Genomic DNA, 20,179 nt, shown 5'->3' with positions numbered 1-20,179 from the left:
GGTAATCGCTATGCCTAAATATCTGGTGATCGTAGAGTCGCCTGCAAAAGTAAAGACAATCAAAAAGTTTCTCGGCTCGAATTATGAGGTTCTTGCATCGAATGGGCATGTCAGGGATTTGCCAAAAAGTAAAATGGGAATTGACATGGAGCATGGCTGCGAGCCAAAATATATTACAATTCGGGGGAAGGGAGATATTCTTGCAACGCTGCGCAAGGCTGAGAAAAAAGCGGACAAGGTGTATCTTGCAACGGACCCTGATCGGGAGGGCGAAGCGATTTCCTGGCATCTGGCAGAGGCATTAAAGTTAGATCCCAAAAAGCAGAAACGTATCACCTTTAATGAGATTACAAAAAGCGCAGTGAAGGAATCTCTCAAACATGCGCGATCAATTGATATGGATTTGGTGGATGCACAGCAGACACGCCGCATTCTGGACCGTATGGTGGGATATCGGATTAGTCCGCTGCTCTGGCAGAAAGTAAAGAGGGGACTAAGTGCCGGCCGTGTGCAGTCTGTTGCGCTTCGGATCATTGGAGACCGGGAGGATGAGATTAATGCATTTATCCCGCAGGAATACTGGAGCTTGGATGTGAAACTTACAGCGCCAGGAGAAAAGAAAAGCCTGACGGCCAAATTCTACGGAAAAGACAAAAAGATGACGATTTCATCACAGGCGGAGCTGGATGAAATTTTGCAGAAGACAAAGAATGCGGAGTATGTGGTAGAAGAGGTACGCAGGAGTGAGCGGACGAAAAAGGCGCCGCTTCCATTTACGACAAGTACATTGCAGCAGGAAGCGGCAAATGTACTGAATTTTTCTACACAGAAAACAATGCGGTTGGCGCAGCAGTTATACGAAGGCGTAGAACTGAAAGGGAGTGGCACGACGGCGCTGATTACTTATCTGCGTACGGACTCTACCAGGATTTCAGAGGAAGCAGATTTGGCTGCAAAAAATTATATTGCCGATCAGTATGGGGATGCGTTTGTGCAACAGAGCAGCCAGTCATCCAAAAGTGATAAGAAAATTCAGGATGCGCACGAGGCAATCCGGCCAACAGATATTACAAGGACGCCATTTAACGTAAAAGATTCTCTGAGCCGTGATCTGTTCCGTCTGTATCAGCTCATTTGGAAACGTTTTACTGCGAGCCGTATGTCTGCGGCGAAATATGAAACAACTTCCGTATATATTGGAGCGGCCGGTTATCGTTTTCATATTGCTGCCTCCAGAGTGGTCTTTGAAGGATTTCGAAGTGTATATACGGGCAGCGATGAGGAAAAAGAGGATGACAATGTTCTGGTCGGAAAGATTGAACCGGGTATGAAGCTTGTTTCGAAAGATATTGAGACGAAACAGCATTTTACACAGCCGCCGGCCCATTATACAGAGGCATCGCTTGTACGGGCGCTTGAGGAACAGGGAATCGGACGGCCCAGTACGTATGCTCCGACCATTACAACGATTATCGCAAGACGTTATGTAGCCAAAGAAAATAAAAATCTTTATATGACAGAGCTTGGAGAAGTTGTCAATTCGATTATGAAAGAGGCATTTCCGAGCATTGTAGATGTGAGCTTTACCGCGAATATGGAGTCGCTGCTGGATTCGATCGGAGAAGGGGCGATTTCCTGGAAAACGGTTGTGGAGAATTTTTACCCTGACCTGGATGAAGCAGTAAAGAAGGCAGAACAGACGCTGGAAAAGGTAAAAATCGAGGATGAAGTTACCGATGTGATCTGTGAAGAATGTGGGCGGAATATGGTCATTAAGTATGGTCCGCACGGCAAGTTCCTTGCATGTCCCGGATTTCCGGATTGCCGTAATACAAAACCTTATCTGGAGAAGATCGGTGTTCCCTGTCCGATGTGCGGCAAAGATCTGGTAATTCGAAAAACAAAAAAGGGAAGGCGTTATTACGGCTGTGAGAATAATCCGGACTGTGAATTTATGTCCTGGCAGCGACCGGTACAGAAAAAGTGTCCGCAGTGTGGCGGCTATATGGTAGAAAAAGGGAATAAAATAGTCTGCGCAGATAAAGCCTGCGGTTATGTTTGTGTGAAAACAGACGAAGAAAAAGGGGTTTCGTGACAGAGGTTAAATAGTAACAAAATATAGAGAAAATACGTTGATTTTCTGAAAACTCTGTGTTATGATATGGAATAATGAAGTGGGAGGATTTTGTGTAAAGGAGGCCCGTAATGAGTGTTCAACTATTGGATAAGACTAGGAAGATCAATCAATTGTTGCATAACAATAATACCAGCAAGGTCGTTTTTAATGACATTTGTAATGTTCTGACAAGCATATTGAATTCCAATGTTCTGGTGATCAGCAGGAAAGGAAAGGTACTGGGAGTAGGGTTGTGCGATGGTGTGGAGGAGATTGGAGAGCTTATCGTTGACAAAGTGGGCGGTTTCATTGATCCGATGCTGAATGAGAGGCTTCTCGGAGTTCTTTCTACAAAAGAAAATGTGAATCTGGAAACTTTGGGTTTTGTGGGAGACAATATCAGAAAGTATCAGGCGATTATTAATCCGATTGATATTGCAGGTGAGCGTCTGGGTACCGTATTTATGTATAAATTTGAATCCCAGTATGAGATCGACGATATCATACTCAGTGAGTATGGGACGACGGTAGTAGGACTCGAGATGATGCGTTCTGTAAACGAGGAGAATGCAGAAGAGAATCGTAAAGTGCAGATTGTAAAATCTGCGATCAGTACACTTTCATTTTCAGAAATGGAAGCGATCGTTCATATTTTTGATGAACTGGATGGTGCAGAGGGAATTCTTGTTGCCAGCAAAATAGCTGACAGAGTAGGCATTACGCGATCTGTTATTGTTAACGCCTTGAGGAAGTTTGAGAGTGCCGGTGTAATTGAATCACGTTCTTCCGGTATGAAGGGAACCTACATTAAAGTACTGAATGATGTAGTGTTTGATGAATTAAATGAAATTAAGAGAGCACGGAATCTGTAGAAGCAGTGAAATGGAAGTGCCGGATGTCTGCCTTTGGGCAGGCATCTTTTTTTATCGTATAGGAAACTTCGTCTCCTATACGATAAAAGCCTCCGGCAGGATGCGCAGCTTCGCGCGCGGAACAAAAGTTGTGCTCTGAAATTTATTGACACGCGAGGTGTGCGAAGCACACTTTTGTTCTTATATAGGAAAACGTATCCTGAAGACATAAGAAAAAAAGAAATAGTGAGAAAAACAAAGAAAAATAAAGAGAATAGAAGATAATATATGAATAATCAAAAATATATAGCTGTAATAGAAGTTGCATTATTTACATATTTTAACTAATATAAGATTGTTCGTTAGCACTCGACTTTAACGAGTGCTAATAAGTAGAGAAGAAGAGAAATACCATCTAAGGAGGAATTAAATATGAAATTAGTACCGTTGGGCGACAGAGTTGTGTTGAAACAGTTTGAAGCAGAAGAGACAACGAAATCCGGAATCATCCTCACCAGTAAGACACAGGAAAAGCCGCAGGAGGCAGAGGTCGTTGCAGTGGGACCGGGCGGAATGGTAGATGGAAAAGAAGTTACGATGCAGGTAAAGGTTGGCGATAAAGTTATTTATTCGAAGTATGCTGGTAATGAAGTAAAGCTTGGCGAGGAAGAGTTTATTATTGTAAAACAGAATGATATTCTCGCAGTCGTTGAATAACACAGATTGAAAAGAAGAAAACAGGAGGCTGATTATAATGGCAAAGGAAATTAAATTTGGCGCTGATGCAAGAACATCTTTAGAGAATGGTGTAAATAAACTGGCTGATACTGTTCGTGTGACACTTGGACCGAAGGGAAGAAACGTTGTTCTTGACAAGCAGTTTGGTTCACCGCTTATCACAAATGACGGTGTGACGATTGCGAAAGAGATCGAGCTTGAGGATGCTTTTGAAAATATGGGTGCGCAGCTGATCAAAGAAGTTGCATCCAAGACAAATGATGTGGCAGGAGATGGCACAACAACAGCTACCGTTCTGGCACAGGCAATGGTAAACGAAGGTATGAAGAACCTGGCAGCAGGTGCAAATCCGATCGTGCTTCGTAAAGGAATGAAAAAAGCGACGGATGCAGCTGTTGAGGCAATCAAGAATATGAGCAAGAAAGTTACTGGAAAAGAGCAGATTGCACGTGTTGCAGCAGTATCTTCCGGTGATGAGACGGTTGGTGAGCTGGTAGCAAATGCAATGGAGAAGGTTTCTCAGGACGGCGTTATTACGATTGAAGAATCCAAGACCATGCAGACTGAGCTTGATCTGGTAGAAGGTATGCAGTTTGACCGCGGATATATTTCTGCGTATATGGCAACTGATATGGAAAAAATGGAAGCAGTGTTGGATGATCCGCTTATTTTGATTACGGATAAAAAGATCAGCAACATTCAGGAAGTTCTTCCGCTTCTGGAGCAGGTAGTTCAGTCTGGCAAAAAGCTGCTGATTATTGCAGAGGATGTTGAGGGAGAAGCTCTTACGACTCTGATTGTAAATAAGCTGCGCGGTACGTTCCAGGTGGTTGCTGTGAAGGCGCCGGGCTATGGTGACAGAAGAAAAGCAATGCTGGAGGATATCGCAATTCTGACCGGAGGACGTGTGATCTCTGAAGAGGTTGGCCTTGATCTGAAAGAAGCAACTCTGGATATGCTGGGACGTGCAAAATCTGTTAAGGTTCAGAAAGAAAATACAATCATCGTTGACGGACTTGGCGAAAAAGACGCGATCCAGGCCAGAATTACCCAGATCAAAGCAATGATCGAAGAGACAAAGTCTGAATTTGACAAAGAGAAGCTTCAGGAGCGTTTGGCTAAGCTTTCCGGCGGTGTCGCTGTTATTCGTGTCGGCGCTGCGACAGAGACAGAAATGAAGGAAGCAAAGCTTCGTATGGAGGATGCTCTGGCAGCTACGAAGGCAGCCGTAGAAGAGGGAATCATTGCAGGCGGCGGTTCTGCATATATCCATGCTGCAAAAGAAGTTGAAAAGCTTGCAGAAGAGCTGGATGGCGATGAGAGAACGGGTGTGAAGATTATTCTGAAAGCTCTGGAAGCTCCGCTGTATCATATTGCTGCAAATGCAGGACTGGAAGGCGCTGTAATCATCAATAAGGTGCGCGAGTCTGAAGTGGGCACCGGTTTTGACGCATACAAAGAGGAGTACGTTGATATGGTGAAGGCAGGTATTCTTGACCCGGCAAAGGTTACAAGAAGCGCACTGCAAAATGCGACAAGCGTAGCCGCAACACTTCTGACAACCGAGTCTGTAGTGGGAAATATCAAAGAAGATGCTCCGGCAATGCCAGCAGGCAACCCGGGTATGGGAATGATGTAAAACTAGACTGTAAAAATAGATAAAAAATAAAACGGGCGACCTCGTCTGTGAAAAAGGGCTGTTGTACATGGGCAGATTTCATTTGCCGGTAAAATCCGAAAGGGTATTTCCGGCAGGGGAAATGCCTGTTGTGCAGCGGCCCTGTTTGTGTTACAATTTATGTAGTTTACTTTGTGAAAAAATACGGAGGGCCAAAAATGAGTGATTTGTATCGGGAAATACTGGTGAAGCGGGAAATGCCTGCAAGCGCCAGGATTTTAAAGGGAGCATTGATCGGGCTGGTAGTACTCTGCCTGCTTGGGGGAATTATGGTGACGCCGCTTCTTTTGCCTGTGGGGGTTGTTTTGGGCGTTGTATTCTGGATATTTGTGCTTCCGAAGCTGGATGTGGAATACGAATATCTGTATGTGAACGGCGAATTAGATATTGACGCAATCTATTCCCGCCAGAAAAGAAAAAGGATTGCCAGCTATGATATGCAGGAGCTGGAGCTTATGGCGCCGACAAAGTCTCATGCGCTGGACAGTTATGTAAATGGACAGGGGGTAAAAATAAAGGATTTTACTTCCGGACGACCGGACCAGAAGAGCTATACGCTGGTTTTGAACAAAGAAAAGGGCCGCGAGATCATTCAGGTAGAATTTGATGATGTGGTGGTAAATGATATTCGGCGAATCAGTCCGAGAAAGGTAAATCTCTTTTAAATTCTTTTAATCAATGGTTGACATTGAAAAATGAATTTGTTAGAGTAAGTAAATTAAAGCAAGCAAATTACGAAAGACCTTATTCAGAAAGAGAGGAAATGCAATGGGAACAATTATTGGCGAAGGAATTACCTTTGATGATGTGCTGCTCGTACCATCTTATTCAGAGGTGATCCCGAATCAGGTAGATCTCACCACTTTGCTGACTAAGAAGATTCAGCTGAATATTCCGATGATGAGCGCGGGGATGGATACGGTAACGGAGCATCGGATGGCGATTGCAATGGCCAGACAGGGCGGTATCGGTATTATCCATAAAAATATGTCGATTGAACAGCAGGCTGAAGAGGTTGACAAAGTAAAGCGCTCGGAGTACGGTGTTATTACTGATCCATTTTATCTGTCTCCTGAGCATACACTGGCGGACGCCAATGAGCTGATGGGAAAATTCCGGATTTCCGGTGTTCCGATTACAGAAAACGGCAAACTGGTTGGTATTATCACGAACCGTGATCTGTTGTTTGAGGAAGATTTTTCCAAAAAGATTAAGGAATCCATGACAGCCGATGACCTGATCACAGCAAAGGTAGGCGTTACACTTGAGGAAGCAAAGAAAATTTTGGCAAAGTCAAGAAAAGAAAAGCTCCCGATTGTGGATGAAAATTTTAATCTGAAGGGTCTCATTACCATAAAAGATATCGAGAAACAGATCAAATATCCGAATTCAGCGAAGGACGCGCAGGGACGTCTTCTGTGCGGCGCCGCCATCGGAATTACGGCGAACGCTTTGGAGCGGACGGCCGCACTTGTTGATGCACAGGTGGATGTGGTGGTACTGGACAGCGCTCATGGCCATTCAGCGAATGTACTGAACTGTGTACGGATGATTAAAGAGAAGTATCCGGATTTGCAAGTGATTGCGGGAAATGTGGCGACAGGCGAGGCGACAAAGGCCCTGATTGAAGCAGGGGTTGATGCGGTCAAGGTCGGCATCGGGCCGGGTTCTATCTGTACGACGCGTGTCGTTGCGGGTATCGGCGTTCCTCAGATCACGGCTGTTATGGATTGCTATCAGGTGGCAAAAGAGTACGGGATTCCGATCATCGCAGATGGAGGGATCAAGTATTCCGGAGATATGACAAAGGCAATCGCCGCAGGCGCGAATGTCTGCATGATGGGCAGTCTGTTTGCCGGCTGCGACGAGAGTCCGGGAACTTTTGAGCTTTACCAGGGCAGAAAATATAAAGTGTATCGCGGTATGGGCTCCATTGCAGCGATGGAAAACGGCAGCAAAGACCGCTATTTCCAGACAAACGCGAAGAAACTTGTTCCGGAGGGCGTGGAAGGCCGCGTGGCTTACAAAGGAAGCGTGGAGGATACGGTATTCCAGCTTCTGGGCGGTTTGAGATCCGGTATGGGATATTGCGGAACACCGACTGTTGAATCGCTGAAGGAGAACGGAAGATTTGTGAAGATTTCCGCGGCTTCGTTAAAGGAGTCACATCCACATGACATCCATATTACGAAGGAAGCTCCGAACTACAGTGTAGAGCAGTAAGACGTATAAGAAAGCGAGATGAGAGCTGTTGCACGAGAGGCGTTATATGAAAGCGTGCAGCGGCTCTTTTGTTATCCTGTTTTGTGGTCCATAATTTTCCTGTCAGACTGACCATCTTCAAAACAGGAGGAAACGTCATGTATTTTTTATGTTTTTGCAAGAAAAAAGACTTTCTATGAAAGAAAAAGACTTTCTGTGAAATGAAAAAAAGCGTGCACGGCCCGGTAAAATGTTGTATACTGAAAATCGTGGATAAATTTTTAATACCGGGGTTATTATGAGAAAAAAGGAAAAAGGACAAAGGAAAAAAATCAGGTGGGATCATATATTGATATGGGTGCTGGCAGCCGTATTCACAGGTGCAGCTATCTGGCTGATCTTTTCGCTGATACCGAAGGATGATACAGACGTGGATGCGCTTTTGGATGGAGATGGTGTAAGGCTTGAGGCTATTACGGAGGGAGAAACGCAGAAGCGTCCGAATGTGGTGCCGAAGCCCGATATTGATGAACAGCATCTGACCGTCAACGAATACTCAAGACCAGGAGATAAAGTGGATGCGATTGAAAATATCGTCGTCCATTATCTTGCGAATCCGGGGACTACAGCGCAGCAGAATCATGACTATTTCGAAAGCCTGAAAGATCTGAAGGATGTATCCATGAGTGCAAATTTTGTGGTAGGCATTGACGGAGAGATTATTGAGTGCGTCCCGCCGGGGGAAATTGCGTATGCGTCGAATTCGATGAATCATCTGTCTGTTTCCATCGAAAACTGTCATTTGGATGAGTCCGGACGGTTTACAGAGGAAACGTATCAGGCGTGTGTGCATTTGACTGCATATCTGGTGGAAGAATATGGACTTACGCGCGAAAATATTATCCGGCACTACGATGTAACCGGAAAGGAGTGCCCGCTGTACTATGTGGAGCACGAGGACAAATGGGAGAAATTCCGAGACGAAGTAATGGACTACATAGAGACATGCCGCAAAGCGGCGCAGAAATAAAAGGAAGAATGCTGTGCCAGGGCACAGTCATATACAGGGAGGGTTATGATTCGGGAATTATACGAAAATGTGAAAAATGGTGTGGAGATACGAAAAAATCTGATTGCGCTTCGGGATGCGGGAAAAGACGGAGCAGGGCGCAGCGCACTTGCAGAGGCGTTTGGCGGTGATTTTACATTGCTGACAAATTTGCTTGCGTCTGAAGATCCGAAGATACGTAAAAATGCAGCTTTGATACTTGGAGAGATGGAATCGGAGGAGATGCTTCCGATTCTTTTTGATGCCTATCAAAGAGAGACTACTTTATATATCAGACCGGATTATCTGAAAGCGATTTCCGGGTTGGAATACAGGCCTTTTTTGGAGGAACTTCGAAAGCGGCTGGGAGAGCTTCGCGACATGGAAATATCAGAGGAATCGCAGAAGCATATTTCGGAGGAATTCCGGGTTTTGCAGAGCATGATGTTGCGCTATGAAAAGCCAAAGAAACATCAGTTTTGCGGATATAAAAAGAAAAAGGAACTGCTGCTGCTAACGAACCGCTGTCAAAGAGAGGCTACGGCGAGACAGCTTTCCGGAGCCAGGATTAAAATGCTGGCAGGAGGGCTTTGTGTAAAGGGCCTGGCGGTAGATGCTGTCCTACCCCTCCGTACATACAGTGAATTGCTATTTGCATTTGATGCAGGAGTGCTTCCGATCGATAATCCGGCAGACACCGGGGCGCGCCTGGCGCCTGCACTGCTTGCTTTTCTGTGTGAGCTGCATCGGGGCGAGCCGCCGTTTTTCTTTCGGATTGAATTAAAGGGGCGGTGTGAGCCGGAGAAAAAGGGAGCGTATATTCGTAGGATTTCCGATGCGATGGAAAAGGTTTCCGATGGGAAGCTGATTAATTCTGTTACAGACTATGAGCTGGAACTTCGCCTTTTGGAACGAAAGGACGGTACATTTGCGCCGATGGTTAAATTGTTTACGATCCCAGAGAAACGGTTTGCTTACCGGAAAGAGTTTGTGGCGGCATCCATTGCACCGGTAAATGCAGCGCTTACCGCAGAACTTGCCAGGCCGTTTCTGAAAGAAAAAGCTCAGATACTGGACCCCTTTTGCGGAGTGGGAACGATGCTGATTGAGCGGAGCAAAGCAGTGCCGGCCGGTACGATGTACGGGATTGATATTTTCGGAGAAGCGATTGAAAAAGCGAGAGAAAATACAAAGCGTGCCGACGAACAGGTTTATTATATCAATAAGGATTTTTTTACGTTTGAGCATGAGTATCTGTTTGATGAGATTATCACAAATATGCCCCAGGCAGCGGCGGAGGGCCGCGATGAGTTGAGAAGGTTATACCGGGCTTTTTTTGAAAAGGCAGGAGTGCATCTGAAGATGGATGGCATGATGATTCTGTACTCAACTGAGCCGGGGCTGGTTTCTGATATGCTTGGGGCCAATCCTATTTACAGGCTTTTGAAGAGGTTTCTTTTAAATGAAAAAAGCAAAACGACAGTTTTTGTGATACAGCGTGTACGTTGAGCGTTGGAGGATGTATGAAAAAGTTTATTGGAGATAAAAAGTTTTATCTGATGGTACTGGCAGTTGCGGTGCCAATCATGGTGCAAAATGGTATTACGAATTTTGTCGCCATGCTGGACAACATTATGATCGGGCGTGTGGGGACAGAGGAAATGTCTGGTGTGGCTGTGGCCAACCAGCTTTTCTTTGTATTTAACGTGACAATTTTCGGCTTGCTGTCCGGAGCAGGGATTTTTGGCGCACAGTTTTTTGGCAGTAAAAATGTCGAAGGGTTGCGCGATACGTTTCGGTTCAAGGTGATTTCCGGCTGTGTTTTGATGACGGCCGGGATTTTACTTTTGTATTTTAAAGGGGAGCAGCTGATCTCACTTTATCTGCACGATGTGGATGGAAGCAGTGATGTTGCAGCTACGCTTTCATTCGGTGGACAATACCTGCGTATTATGCTGATTGGTACGGTGCCTTATGTGTTTGCGCAGATCTATGCAAGTACGCTGCGGGAGACTGGCGAGACAGTGGCCCCAATGCGTGCCGGTGTAGCAGCTGTTGTGACGAATACGGCTTTGAATTATGTGCTTATTTTCGGAAGGTTCGGCGCTCCCTGTCTGGGAGTTTCCGGTGCGGCGATCGCGACAGTGGTATCGCGTTTCGTAGAATGTGGGATTATCATACTCTGGACGCATCGAAGGGCAGATCAGTTCTTGTTTATCAGAAATGTGTACCGTAACTTCAGAGTTCCGGGCAGTCTGGTTATAAAGATCATGCAAAAAGGATCGCCGCTTATGGTGAACGAACTTTTATGGTCAGCGGGAATGGCAATTATGACTCAGTGTTATTCGACCTATGGGCTTGTGGTGATTGCAGGTCTGAACATTTCTTCGACCATATCAAATGTCTGCAATATTGTCTGGCTGGCGATGGGAAATGCGATTGCGATTATAATAGGACAGCTGTTGGGAGCCGGAAAAATGGAAGAAGCCAGAGATACGGACCGCAAGCTGATTTTCTTCTCTGTGTCGAGCTGTTTTTTGATTGGCGGAATCTTGCTGGCGCTGGCACCTGTTTTTCCACAGATTTACAATACTTCTGATGAAGTGCGCGCTTTGGCAACAAGACTTATTATAGTGGGCGCCTGTTTTATGCCAGTGCAGGCTTTCCTGCATGGTGCGTATTTTACTTTACGCTCCGGCGGGCAGACTGTGATCACATTTTTATTTGATTCGTGTTTTCTGTGGGCGTGCAGCATCCCGGCGGCTTTCTGTCTGAGCCGGTATTCCGGGCTGCCTATTTTGATGACGTATCTTTTCTGTCAGTCGCTTGATATCATCAAATGTGTGATTGGTTTCATACTTGTGAAAAAAGGTGTTTGGCTGAGAAATATTGTAGGATGATGATGCTTTATGTTGAAAAATATATAAATTTGAAAAAAATAAAAAAACTGCTAGCTTTTTAAAAAGTTATATGTTACAATTCTATTAACAAATATTAAAAATATAAAAACAAACATTACGAAAAAGGAATGTTGTAAGCAAAATATTGTAAATGAAGCGTAGCAAAGAGAAACGCTGTAACATAAGATGATGCAAAAGAAACAGGATAAAATTGTGTTAAAATGTGTCATAAAATAAAGTAAGGTGGCTGGCAGCAGAATGGGTTTATTTTTTAACAGAAGAAATAGAAAAACGAAAGAACAAATACGAACACAGAGAATAGATAAATCGGTTCTCGCGCAGATTATGGCTTATGCGGAGAAGCTGGATGGATTGAAGCAGTCTTCTGATATCCGTATAGCATTTGCTGGGGAATCGGACAGAAAAAAGGCGGGACATGCAACCGGTTGCGCGCCGTATTTTCTTCTGATCTTTGCAGAGGATGAGAAGGAAGGTGCACGGATTGGAGACGGCAGGAGGTATCTGAAGGATCAGGAGAACCGGTATCTGAACAGCGGATATGTAGCCGGACAGCTGGTGAATTATCTGCAATTTCTGGGCATTCCGGCGGCTGTATGGAAGAATCCGGCTGTGTGGATGCAGCAGAAAGCAAAGGCGGGCGAGCATTGCATGGCAGCCGTAATTTTTGGCGCTTCTTCTCTTGGGCAGTTTTCGTCTGGGGCGGAAGACTCACAGGAACGTCCTTGCATTTTTCAGGAAAATCGAGAAGGCTGGGCGGAAGAAATATTGGCTGCGCACAGACGCTTATGGGCGAAGCAGAGGGATATACAGGTGGTCTGCAAAGAGAACCACATTTGTCTGATGAGCCGACCGGTATCAGCGCGGAAAGCAGACGCGTGCAGATTTGAAGCAGGGGTTGTAGCAGCAGAACTAATGGCTGCGGCAGAAGAGCTCTGGATTGATCTTGTAGCTGTGGATACGGAGGCTCCGCGTTGCTTGCTGACCCTTTGCAGGAGAGAAGACCGCGTAGAGGTGCTGCGCACAGTGAAGAAAGCCAGCCCAGGAACGATGCGGCCGGTATTTAAGACTCTGGAGCAAATATAGATCGAATAGATAGTAACAGAAATTCGTTTCAAACAGGCAGTATTTTCCGGGATGCCAGGCCGGAGGGTACTGCCTGTTGTTGTGAACAAAATGAATCGAAATCGTGATTGTACTTTGTACTCCTTTGTGATCGTATTATGAAATGGAAAATTTTATGTTTACAGACAAAAAAAGAACTCTTAAAACTAAGAGTTCTTTAAGAGCGCGAGACGGGATTCGAACCCGCGACCCTCGCCTTGGCAAGGCGATACTCCACCACTGAGCCACTCGCGCATATGCTGTTTTGTTTGCTTTGTTTTCGTGTTCCTCGGAACATCTAAGACTATACTACATCTTTTTCGATCTGTCAACAGGTTTTTAGAAAAAATTTCAAAAAAATTTTTTTGGTGTTTTTGAGAAAAAAATATCGTAAATAAAAAGAATGTGTGTTAGAATAGGGAAGAAATTTATTTTAGGAGGATTAAACTATGGCTTTAGTTACAACAACAGAAATGTTTAAAAAAGCTTATGACGGCGGATACGCAATCGGCGCATTCAACGTTAACAACATGGAAATCGTTCAGGGTATCACAGAAGCAGCAGGCGAGCTCAACAGCCCGGTGATTCTTCAGGTATCCAAAGGAGCACGTGCATATGCGAACCACACCTATCTTGTAAAATTGGTGGAAGCTGCTGTTGCTGAGAATCCGCAGATTCCGATCGCGCTGCATTTGGATCACGGCGATACGTTTGAACTTTGCAAGAGCTGTATTGACGGTGGATTCACATCTGTTATGATCGATGCTTCTTCCAAATCCTTCGAAGACAATATCGCACTGACAAAGCAGGTTGTTGAATATGCACATGCACATGGCGTAGTCGTTGAGGCTGAGCTTGGTACTCTGGCAGGTGTCGAAGATGAAGTCGTTGTTGAAGCAGGACAGGAAAGCTATACACGTCCGGAAGAAGTAGAAGAGTTCGTTGACAGAACAGGCTGTGATTCTCTTGCAATCGCTATTGGTACAAGCCATGGCGCATACAAATTCAAAGCGTCCCAGTGTACCAGAAATGCAGATGGAATCCTTGTTCCGCCGCCACTTCGCTTTGACGTACTGGAAGAGTGTATCAAGCGCCTTCCGGGCTTCCCGATCGTTCTTCATGGTTCCTCTTCTGTTCCGCAGGATTTTGTAAAGATGGTGAACCAGTACGGCGGAAACATGCCGGATGCAATCGGTATTCCGGAGCATGAGCTTCGTCATGCAGCTGAGCTTGCAGTTTGCAAGATCAACATTGACTCCGATATCCGTCTTGCTATGACTGGAAATATCCGCAAATACTTTGCAGAGCATCCGGATCACTTTGACCCGCGTCAGTATCTGAAACCGGCTCGTCAGGCTGTGAAAGAGATGGTTGCTCATAAGATTAAAAACGTTCTTGGCAGCGAAAACAAAGCCTGAGCGATTTTTTAAAGCGAGATTCCAAAGAGAAGACTGCCGCAGTTTGCGGTGGTCTTTTTGCGTTTTACTGCGGTTATTCGACAAAATTTTACATGATTTTTTATATTTTATTACATCCTCTTTACATTTCGACATTCTTTGTGTTATTCTATATCCAAATGGCAAACTTCTGCTTTTGCAGGCGGTGGGTAGTTGAATTTGTTTGAGGGAGGATGCAGGGAGAAGTTTTTGCTTCCCTGTAAAGTACAAATGGGAATTGGCAGTATTATTTCATTGGCAGGAGGTTTGGGTCTCTTTTTGTTCGGTATGAAATATATGGGCGAAGGACTCGAACTGGCAGCAGGTCCGAAAATGAAGGATCTGTTGGAAAAGCTGACGCGTAACCGTATCGCCGGCTTTCTGCTGGGCGCCCTTGTTACCGTGGTGATTCAGTCATCTTCTGCGACTACAGTAATGGTGATGGGCTTTATCAATGCGGAGATCATGGATCTCGCGCAGGCAACAGGAGTTATTTTCGGTGCCAATATTGGTACGACGATTACGAGTGTTTTGATTGCGCTCGATGTATCAGGCATTGCGCCGGTGTGTATCTGTCTTGGAGCCGCGATGCTTCTATATGCGAAGCGCAAACGGAACCGGTATATCGGGCAGGTAATTCTGGGCTTCGGTCTTTTGTTCCAGGGACTTCATACAATGAGCAGTGCGATGTCTCCTCTGAAGGATTTCGCGCCTTTCCAGAATTTTATTATGAATGCAAAGAATCCGCTCCTGGGCTTTGTGGTAGGTGTGGTTTTGTGTGCAGTGATTCAGAGCTCTTCTGCCGCAGTCGGTGTTTTGCAGGCTTTGGCGATGCAGGGGCTTATGCCATTGTATTTTGCATCTTTTATCATCTGCGGAATCAACGTTGGATCTTCCGCGCCGCCTCTTTTGTCGGCGTTAAATGCCAAGAATAATGCAAAACGTGCTGCCATTATTTATTTGATTTTCAATGTTGTCGGCGCCGTTCTTTTTGTTCCGATATCCATGCTTACGCCGCTGACGAGTCTGATAGAGACATATGTGCCAGGCGGTGTGTTCCAAATTTCTGTTTATCATATACTGTTTAAGGTAGTGACTGGTGTGATTTTGCTTCCGCTTGTAAATTTCGTTGTAAAGTGGACCTATATGATCGTTCCGAAGCAGGCGCACGAGAGTGCATTCCGGCTTGAATATATTGACCCGGATATGCCGGTAGGTTCCCCTGCCGTTATCGCGCTGCAGGTTGGCAAAGAAGTGGAGCGTATGGGAAGCTTTGTGCGTGACAATCTTACGAAGGCTTCAGAAGGACTGCTTACGCATGATCTGATGGACGCAAACCGCATTCGCGAAGGCGAAGAAATTGTTGACTACCTGGCTTCCGAGATTACGGATTATCTGACCACAATCAATTCACTGGAGCTTCCGGCAAGGGTGTCTCAGTATATGGGCTGTGCATTCCATGTCATCAACGATCTGGAGCAGATTGGCGATCATGCGATAAAGATCATGGAACAGAATGAGAAATGTGTGGAGGGCGGGTTCATTTATTCCGGTGCGGCGAAAGACGAGCTGCTGGAAATCTGTGATATGGATCTGAAGCTTCTGGAAGGTACGATGAAGCTGTTTCGGGAGCAGAGCATTACGCCGGAGAACTGGCTGGCGCTGCGCAAGATGGAACGCAAGATAATCAAAAGAGTATCCAAGGCACAGACGAACCATATGGAGCGCCTGAAAAATAAAGAGTGTGGATTCGAGCAGGGGCTTACCTTTGTTGAGGTACTGAACAGCTATCTGAGGATTGTGAATCACACAGTAAATATAGAGGAGGCCTGCGGGAGCGAGGTTTTAGTAGGCCTTGTGAAACCGGAGCAGGATAAAAACTAAAGATTTTCGATATTGATTCAATTCATAAAAAAGGAGAGGCAAGGAATTATTCATGAAGAGAAGTTGGAAAAAAGGGCTGGCAGCAGGTAGGGTTTGCCGGGCTGTGTCAGCATTTCTTTGCGGGGCAGTGATTGCGACCAGTGGGCTTTCGGTGACGGCTGCTGAAAATCGGACGGAAACGATGAATATCCTTTTGATTGGAACAGACCACCGGGACGACAGCTGGAACGGAAATTCAGATACGATGATTCTGGCAACCGTGAAGCCGGAGGAAGAAAAAATTATCCTGACCTCATTTATGAGGGATTTGTATGCCGATATTCCAGAACACGGAGTTCATAAACTGAACTATGCGTATGCGGTAGGAGGACCTGAAAAACTGCAGGAGACGCTGGAAGACAACTACGAGTTGTCGATTGATCATTATGCAGTGGTTGATTTCAGGTCTATGGCAGAGGTTATAGACATCGTAGGCGGTGTAGAGATAGAAATAACAGATGCGGAATGTAAATGGCTGAACGGTTATCTGACCAGCATGGAGGCATGGGAGGACTATCTTCCATGTGGAGGCGTGTATGTTCTGAATGGCAATCAGGCCGTGGCGTATGCCCGTATCCGTTATGTGGGCAATAACGATTATCAGCGTACACAGCGCCAGAGAGATATCCTGAAACAGATTTTTTCCGGAGTGAAAAATTTAGATGCAGAAAAACTGGCAGCTCTTGCAACGCGTGTGATTCCGTCCATTCAGCATGATTACAGCGCTGTGGAAATGCTGGAACTGATGGCCCAGCTTCCCGAGCTGGCGTCCTATGATCTGCAGGAGGATCGCATACCTTACGATGATCTGTACTATTCGGATCATGAAATGCTTGTGCCTGATTTTGAGAAAACCATCAAACGTCTTCACGAGTCATTAGATTAGAATAAAATGAGAATAAAATAAAAAACAGGGGGATAATACCTAAAAGGTATTGTTCTCCTGTTTTTTGGATGCGGGTGTTGCAATTTTTTGCATGTTAGATTATAATTCTAGAAAAAATTTAGAAGTTTAGAAAAAATTTATGATTTAAGAAAAACGGAAAAGGAGAGGCATATGGAGCTGACGTTGAGCCGGGAACAGCTTTTGGACAGGCTTTTCAGAGGATATCAATCATATTTCAATGTTGAGCGATATGAGATGGAGCGTGCCGATGGTTTGCCGCTGAAGGGGTGCTGCCATTTTTTTGCGCATTCTGAGAAATATGTGCTTTTGAAAAAGGCAAAGCTGTGGGAGGCAGACAGCAATGAATTTGTTTATGTTTTTTCAGTTCCTGCGCTCACCAAGGAACTATATGAGACATGCAAATCGTATGCATATGAGCAGGGTATGAAACTGATTGATCCAAAACCGGGCCATATGTACAGCTATATTACAGTTGTGTTTGTCTGCGATACGTGTACAATGGAGGCCAGGAAGGCATTGCAAAAATGCAGGGTCTATAAGAGCTTTCATTTTTCATGGTATGGCTGGATGAACCTCCATACAGCTGCCATCGTCCGGGAAGGAACTCAGGTTCTGACAAACAGGATGGGACGCGGGAACGCGAAATTTATGAACACTATACTAAATTCATGAAAAGGAAAAGGAGGAAACAACATGAATGCGGTAGTAATTTTACTGGTTGGTATTGCAGTTCTTGTTCTTGGCTATGTTTTCTATGGAAAGTGGCTGGCAGAGCAGTGGGGTGTTGATGTATCCAGGAGAACGCCCGCACATGAACTTGAGGATGGGAATGACTATGTTCCGGCAAAAGCGCCGGTGCTGATGGGGCATCATTTTTCATCTATTGCAGGAGCAGGACCGATTAACGGACCGATCCAGGCTGCGGTATTTGGCTGGATTCCGGTGATGCTGTGGGTATTGATCGGAGGCATTTTCTTTGGAGGCGTGCACGATTTCGGAGCGCTGTTTGCCTCTGTAAGAAATAAGGGACAGTCCATCGGTGAAGTGATTGCGGCCTCGATTGGCACGCGTGCAAAGAAATTATTTATCATTTTTTCGTATCTGACGCTGATTCTTGTTGTGGCGGCATTTGCTTCTATTGTGGCCAATACGTTTAAGGCGTCTTACGACGACGCAGGTGTGCTGGATCAAGCGGCAAGTGCGGCAAACGCATCGACGGCCATGATTTCTGTACTGTTTATTGTAGTTGCGATTATTTTTGGGATGATGGTATACAGAAGAAATGCTTCGCTTGGCGTATCTACTGTAATTGGTGTAGGAGCTATCCTTGCATGTATGGCAGTAGGTCTGAATTGGCATCCCATCTATCTGAGTGCAAATGTATGGATGATTATCGTAGGGATTTATATTGCAGTTGCATCTGTCACACCAGTGTGGATTTTGTTGCAGCCGCGTGACTATTTAAGCTCTTTTTTGCTTTATGGTATGATGATCGTGGCAGTGGTGGGGATTCTAGGGGCACACCCGACACTTGATATTCCGGCTTTCACTGGCTTTTTCGACAGCGCAGAGAAAGGAAGCGGCGTATCGTTGGGCACTTTATTTCCGGCATTGTTTGTAACGATTGCCTGCGGGGCCATCTCCGGATTTCATTCTCTGGTTGGTTCTGGAACAACGGCGAAACAGCTGGACCGGGAGTCGGATGCGAAACCGATTGCTTATGGCGGTATGTTGATTGAATGTGCGCTCGCGCTGATTTCTCTGTGCGCAGTCGGTTTTATCTGGAACGAGTATGTTCCGGGGCCGGACGGGATTACGAACCCGACGGTTGTGTTTGCAACGGGTATTTCACGCATGTGTGCGACGATTCCGTTTCTTGCAGGTGCACAGAAAGTAATCTATTCGATGCTGATTCTGGCAGTATCTGCATTCTGTCTGACCTCACTGGACACAGCTACACGCCTTGCGCGTTATATGTTCCAGGAATTTTGGCTTGAGCCTGGACAGACGCGTGGGGAGACTGAGGGAATCAAAAAAACGCTGACCAATCCGTATGTAGCGACGGTGATTACGGTAGTGCTTGGCGTCGCGCTTGGAATGACTGGATATGCCAATATCTGGCCACTGTTTGGCGCTGCAAATCAGCTTCTTGCGGCACTTGGCCTTCTTGCGGTTGCGGCGTGGCTTGGAAAGATGGGGAAAAACAACCGAATGTTTCTTTTGCCCATGGCATTCATGCTTGTTGTGACGATCGTTTCGCTGTGTCAGACGATTGTGACTAATGTGAAAAGCGCAGCTTCAGAAGGCGCGGCGGGGACGGGATGGATGTGGACGCGAGCGGGGATTGGTACGCTGCTTGTGATCCTGGCAGTTGTCCTAGCGATTGAAGGGATTCGGACGTTAAAAAGAGAAAAAGCAGAGAGGAAATAAGGGGAACTTGCCGCAGGGGGAAGGGCTGAGTGAAAGGCGCTCTTCTTCACATTGCGGCAGTTTTCTGTTGCAGATGGCTTGCGTTGGAAACAGGTTTGGAGTATATTAGTAACCATCAGCAACTTAAATTATGGGAGCGTAGGTTTTACGCGCCTTTTATAAAATTTTTACAGGAGGGAAAATGACCAGACAGGAGTTTTTGGATATACTGGGACGTGCACTGCGGCGAGAACTGTCGGAGGCAGAGGTGTTGGATAATCTGCGTTATTACGAGGATTATATCAGGCGGGAAACAGCAGCCGGAAAAACGGAGGCAGAGGTACTCTCAGGGCTTGGCGATCCGCGGCTGATTGCCCGCACGATCCTGGAGGTAGATGAGCAGAAGGAAGAGCAGCAAAGCGCCGGTTACGGGCAGCGCAGGACTGTATATTCGCAAAATGGAGAAAGTACTTATCAGAAAACAGTGTATACACAGGATGACAATGGCAATTATCAGGAAACGGTGTATACAGAAGACGCTGCCGGAGACCATTGGAATGGAACGGGCGGAAATTATGACAGCCGTTTCGGAAAAAATGTGAGGGTATACAAGACCGGCTGGAAGAGCTGGGCCGTATTGCTTCTGGTGCTTGCTGTTCTCTTTCTGGTGCTTGGTACAGTGTTTGCCGTTTTATGGAAACTGCTGCCGGTTATTTTGATTCTTGCAGGTGTATCCTGGGTGTACCGGCGCTTTTTTTCATAGAGAATCTGCTCCTTGCGAAAAATAAGGGAAAATGTTATACTAACGTGTATTGTAATATTGGTGAAATATGTATGATTTGAGGATTT

The 20,179-nt window shown here is 45.7% G+C and carries 16 protein-coding genes and 1 tRNA gene; 16 read left to right on the top strand and 1 reads right to left on the bottom strand.

Translation table 11 applies throughout. The features are described 5' to 3' along the window. Positions 1-10 precede the first annotated feature (10 nt). From topA to AC6I2O_RS16355, 10 genes are all read left to right on the top strand, one after another. Positions 11-2,095: a type I DNA topoisomerase gene (topA, locus tag AC6I2O_RS16400; protein ID WP_120392895.1), complete on the top strand. Its 2,085-nt coding sequence runs from the start codon at positions 11-13 to the stop codon at positions 2,093-2,095. Positions 2,096-2,205: 110 nt separating this feature from the next. Continuing rightward, positions 2,206-2,988 (top strand): GTP-sensing pleiotropic transcriptional regulator CodY, encoded by a 783-nt coding sequence (gene codY / locus AC6I2O_RS16395; protein WP_120392894.1) that lies wholly within the window; start codon positions 2,206-2,208, stop codon positions 2,986-2,988. Positions 2,989-3,399: 411 nt separating this feature from the next. Then, positions 3,400-3,684 (top strand): co-chaperone GroES, encoded by a 285-nt coding sequence (locus tag AC6I2O_RS16390; protein ID WP_120392893.1) that lies wholly within the window; start codon positions 3,400-3,402, stop codon positions 3,682-3,684. Positions 3,685-3,721: 37 nt separating this feature from the next. Beyond that, positions 3,722-5,344 carry a chaperonin GroEL gene (groL, locus tag AC6I2O_RS16385; protein ID WP_120392892.1) on the top strand — a complete coding sequence of 541 codons (1,623 nt, stop codon included), beginning with the start codon at positions 3,722-3,724 and terminating at the stop codon, positions 5,342-5,344. Positions 5,345-5,541: 197 nt separating this feature from the next. After that, positions 5,542-6,048 carry a DUF6106 family protein gene (locus AC6I2O_RS16380; protein ID WP_120392891.1) on the top strand — a complete coding sequence of 169 codons (507 nt, stop codon included), beginning with the start codon at positions 5,542-5,544 and terminating at the stop codon, positions 6,046-6,048. Positions 6,049-6,151: 103 nt separating this feature from the next. Continuing rightward, positions 6,152-7,606: an IMP dehydrogenase gene (gene guaB / locus AC6I2O_RS16375; protein WP_120392890.1), complete on the top strand. Its 1,455-nt coding sequence runs from the start codon at positions 6,152-6,154 to the stop codon at positions 7,604-7,606. Positions 7,607-7,943: 337 nt separating this feature from the next. Continuing rightward, positions 7,944-8,615 (top strand): peptidoglycan recognition protein family protein, encoded by a 672-nt coding sequence (locus AC6I2O_RS16370; protein WP_497743353.1) that lies wholly within the window; start codon positions 7,944-7,946, stop codon positions 8,613-8,615. A gap of 45 nt (positions 8,616-8,660) precedes the next feature. After that, positions 8,661-10,142, top strand: a complete 1,482-nt coding sequence (locus AC6I2O_RS16365) for a methyltransferase (RefSeq protein WP_120392888.1) — start codon at positions 8,661-8,663, stop codon at positions 10,140-10,142. 14 nt (positions 10,143-10,156) lie between these two features. Then, a complete protein-coding gene (locus AC6I2O_RS16360) occupies positions 10,157-11,533 on the top strand; it encodes an MATE family efflux transporter (RefSeq protein ID WP_120392887.1) in 1,377 nt (458 codons plus the stop codon). Between the two features lie 258 nt (positions 11,534-11,791). Then, positions 11,792-12,637 carry a hypothetical protein gene (locus AC6I2O_RS16355; RefSeq protein WP_120392886.1) on the top strand — a complete coding sequence of 282 codons (846 nt, stop codon included), beginning with the start codon at positions 11,792-11,794 and terminating at the stop codon, positions 12,635-12,637. Between the two features lie 201 nt (positions 12,638-12,838). Here AC6I2O_RS16355 and AC6I2O_RS16350 read toward each other — a convergent pair. Continuing rightward, positions 12,839-12,910 (bottom strand) — tRNA-Gly (locus tag AC6I2O_RS16350). A gap of 194 nt (positions 12,911-13,104) precedes the next feature. Between AC6I2O_RS16350 and fba the strand changes: the two genes are divergently transcribed. The 6 genes from fba to AC6I2O_RS16320 all read left to right on the top strand — a co-directional run bounded on the left by fba (position 13,105) and on the right by AC6I2O_RS16320 (position 20,093). Next, a complete protein-coding gene (fba, locus tag AC6I2O_RS16345; RefSeq protein WP_120392885.1) occupies positions 13,105-14,073 on the top strand; it encodes a class II fructose-1,6-bisphosphate aldolase in 969 nt (322 codons plus the stop codon). 192 nt (positions 14,074-14,265) lie between these two features. After that, entirely contained in the window at positions 14,266-15,975 is a 1,710-nt protein-coding gene (locus AC6I2O_RS16340; RefSeq protein ID WP_120392884.1) for a Na/Pi cotransporter family protein, read from the top strand. Between the two features lie 52 nt (positions 15,976-16,027). Beyond that, positions 16,028-16,900 carry an LCP family protein gene (locus AC6I2O_RS16335; RefSeq protein WP_120392883.1) on the top strand — a complete coding sequence of 291 codons (873 nt, stop codon included), beginning with the start codon at positions 16,028-16,030 and terminating at the stop codon, positions 16,898-16,900. Between the two features lie 171 nt (positions 16,901-17,071). Continuing rightward, positions 17,072-17,593, top strand: coding sequence for a DUF8052 family protein (locus AC6I2O_RS16330; RefSeq protein WP_120392882.1), 522 nt, complete (start codon positions 17,072-17,074; stop codon positions 17,591-17,593). Positions 17,594-17,614: 21 nt separating this feature from the next. Then, on the top strand, positions 17,615-19,351 hold the full coding sequence (locus tag AC6I2O_RS16325) for a carbon starvation CstA family protein (protein WP_120392881.1): 1,737 nt from the start codon (positions 17,615-17,617) through the stop codon (positions 19,349-19,351). A gap of 181 nt (positions 19,352-19,532) precedes the next feature. After that, on the top strand, positions 19,533-20,093 hold the full coding sequence (locus AC6I2O_RS16320) for a DUF1700 domain-containing protein (RefSeq protein WP_120392880.1): 561 nt from the start codon (positions 19,533-19,535) through the stop codon (positions 20,091-20,093). The last annotated feature ends 86 nt before the right edge of the window (positions 20,094-20,179 follow it).

The sequence above is a fragment of the Blautia sp. St.27G3 genome (assembly GCF_059728505.1).
The sequence above is the reverse complement of the archived record's forward strand: the minus strand, read 5'-3'. Positions and strand labels throughout refer to the sequence as shown.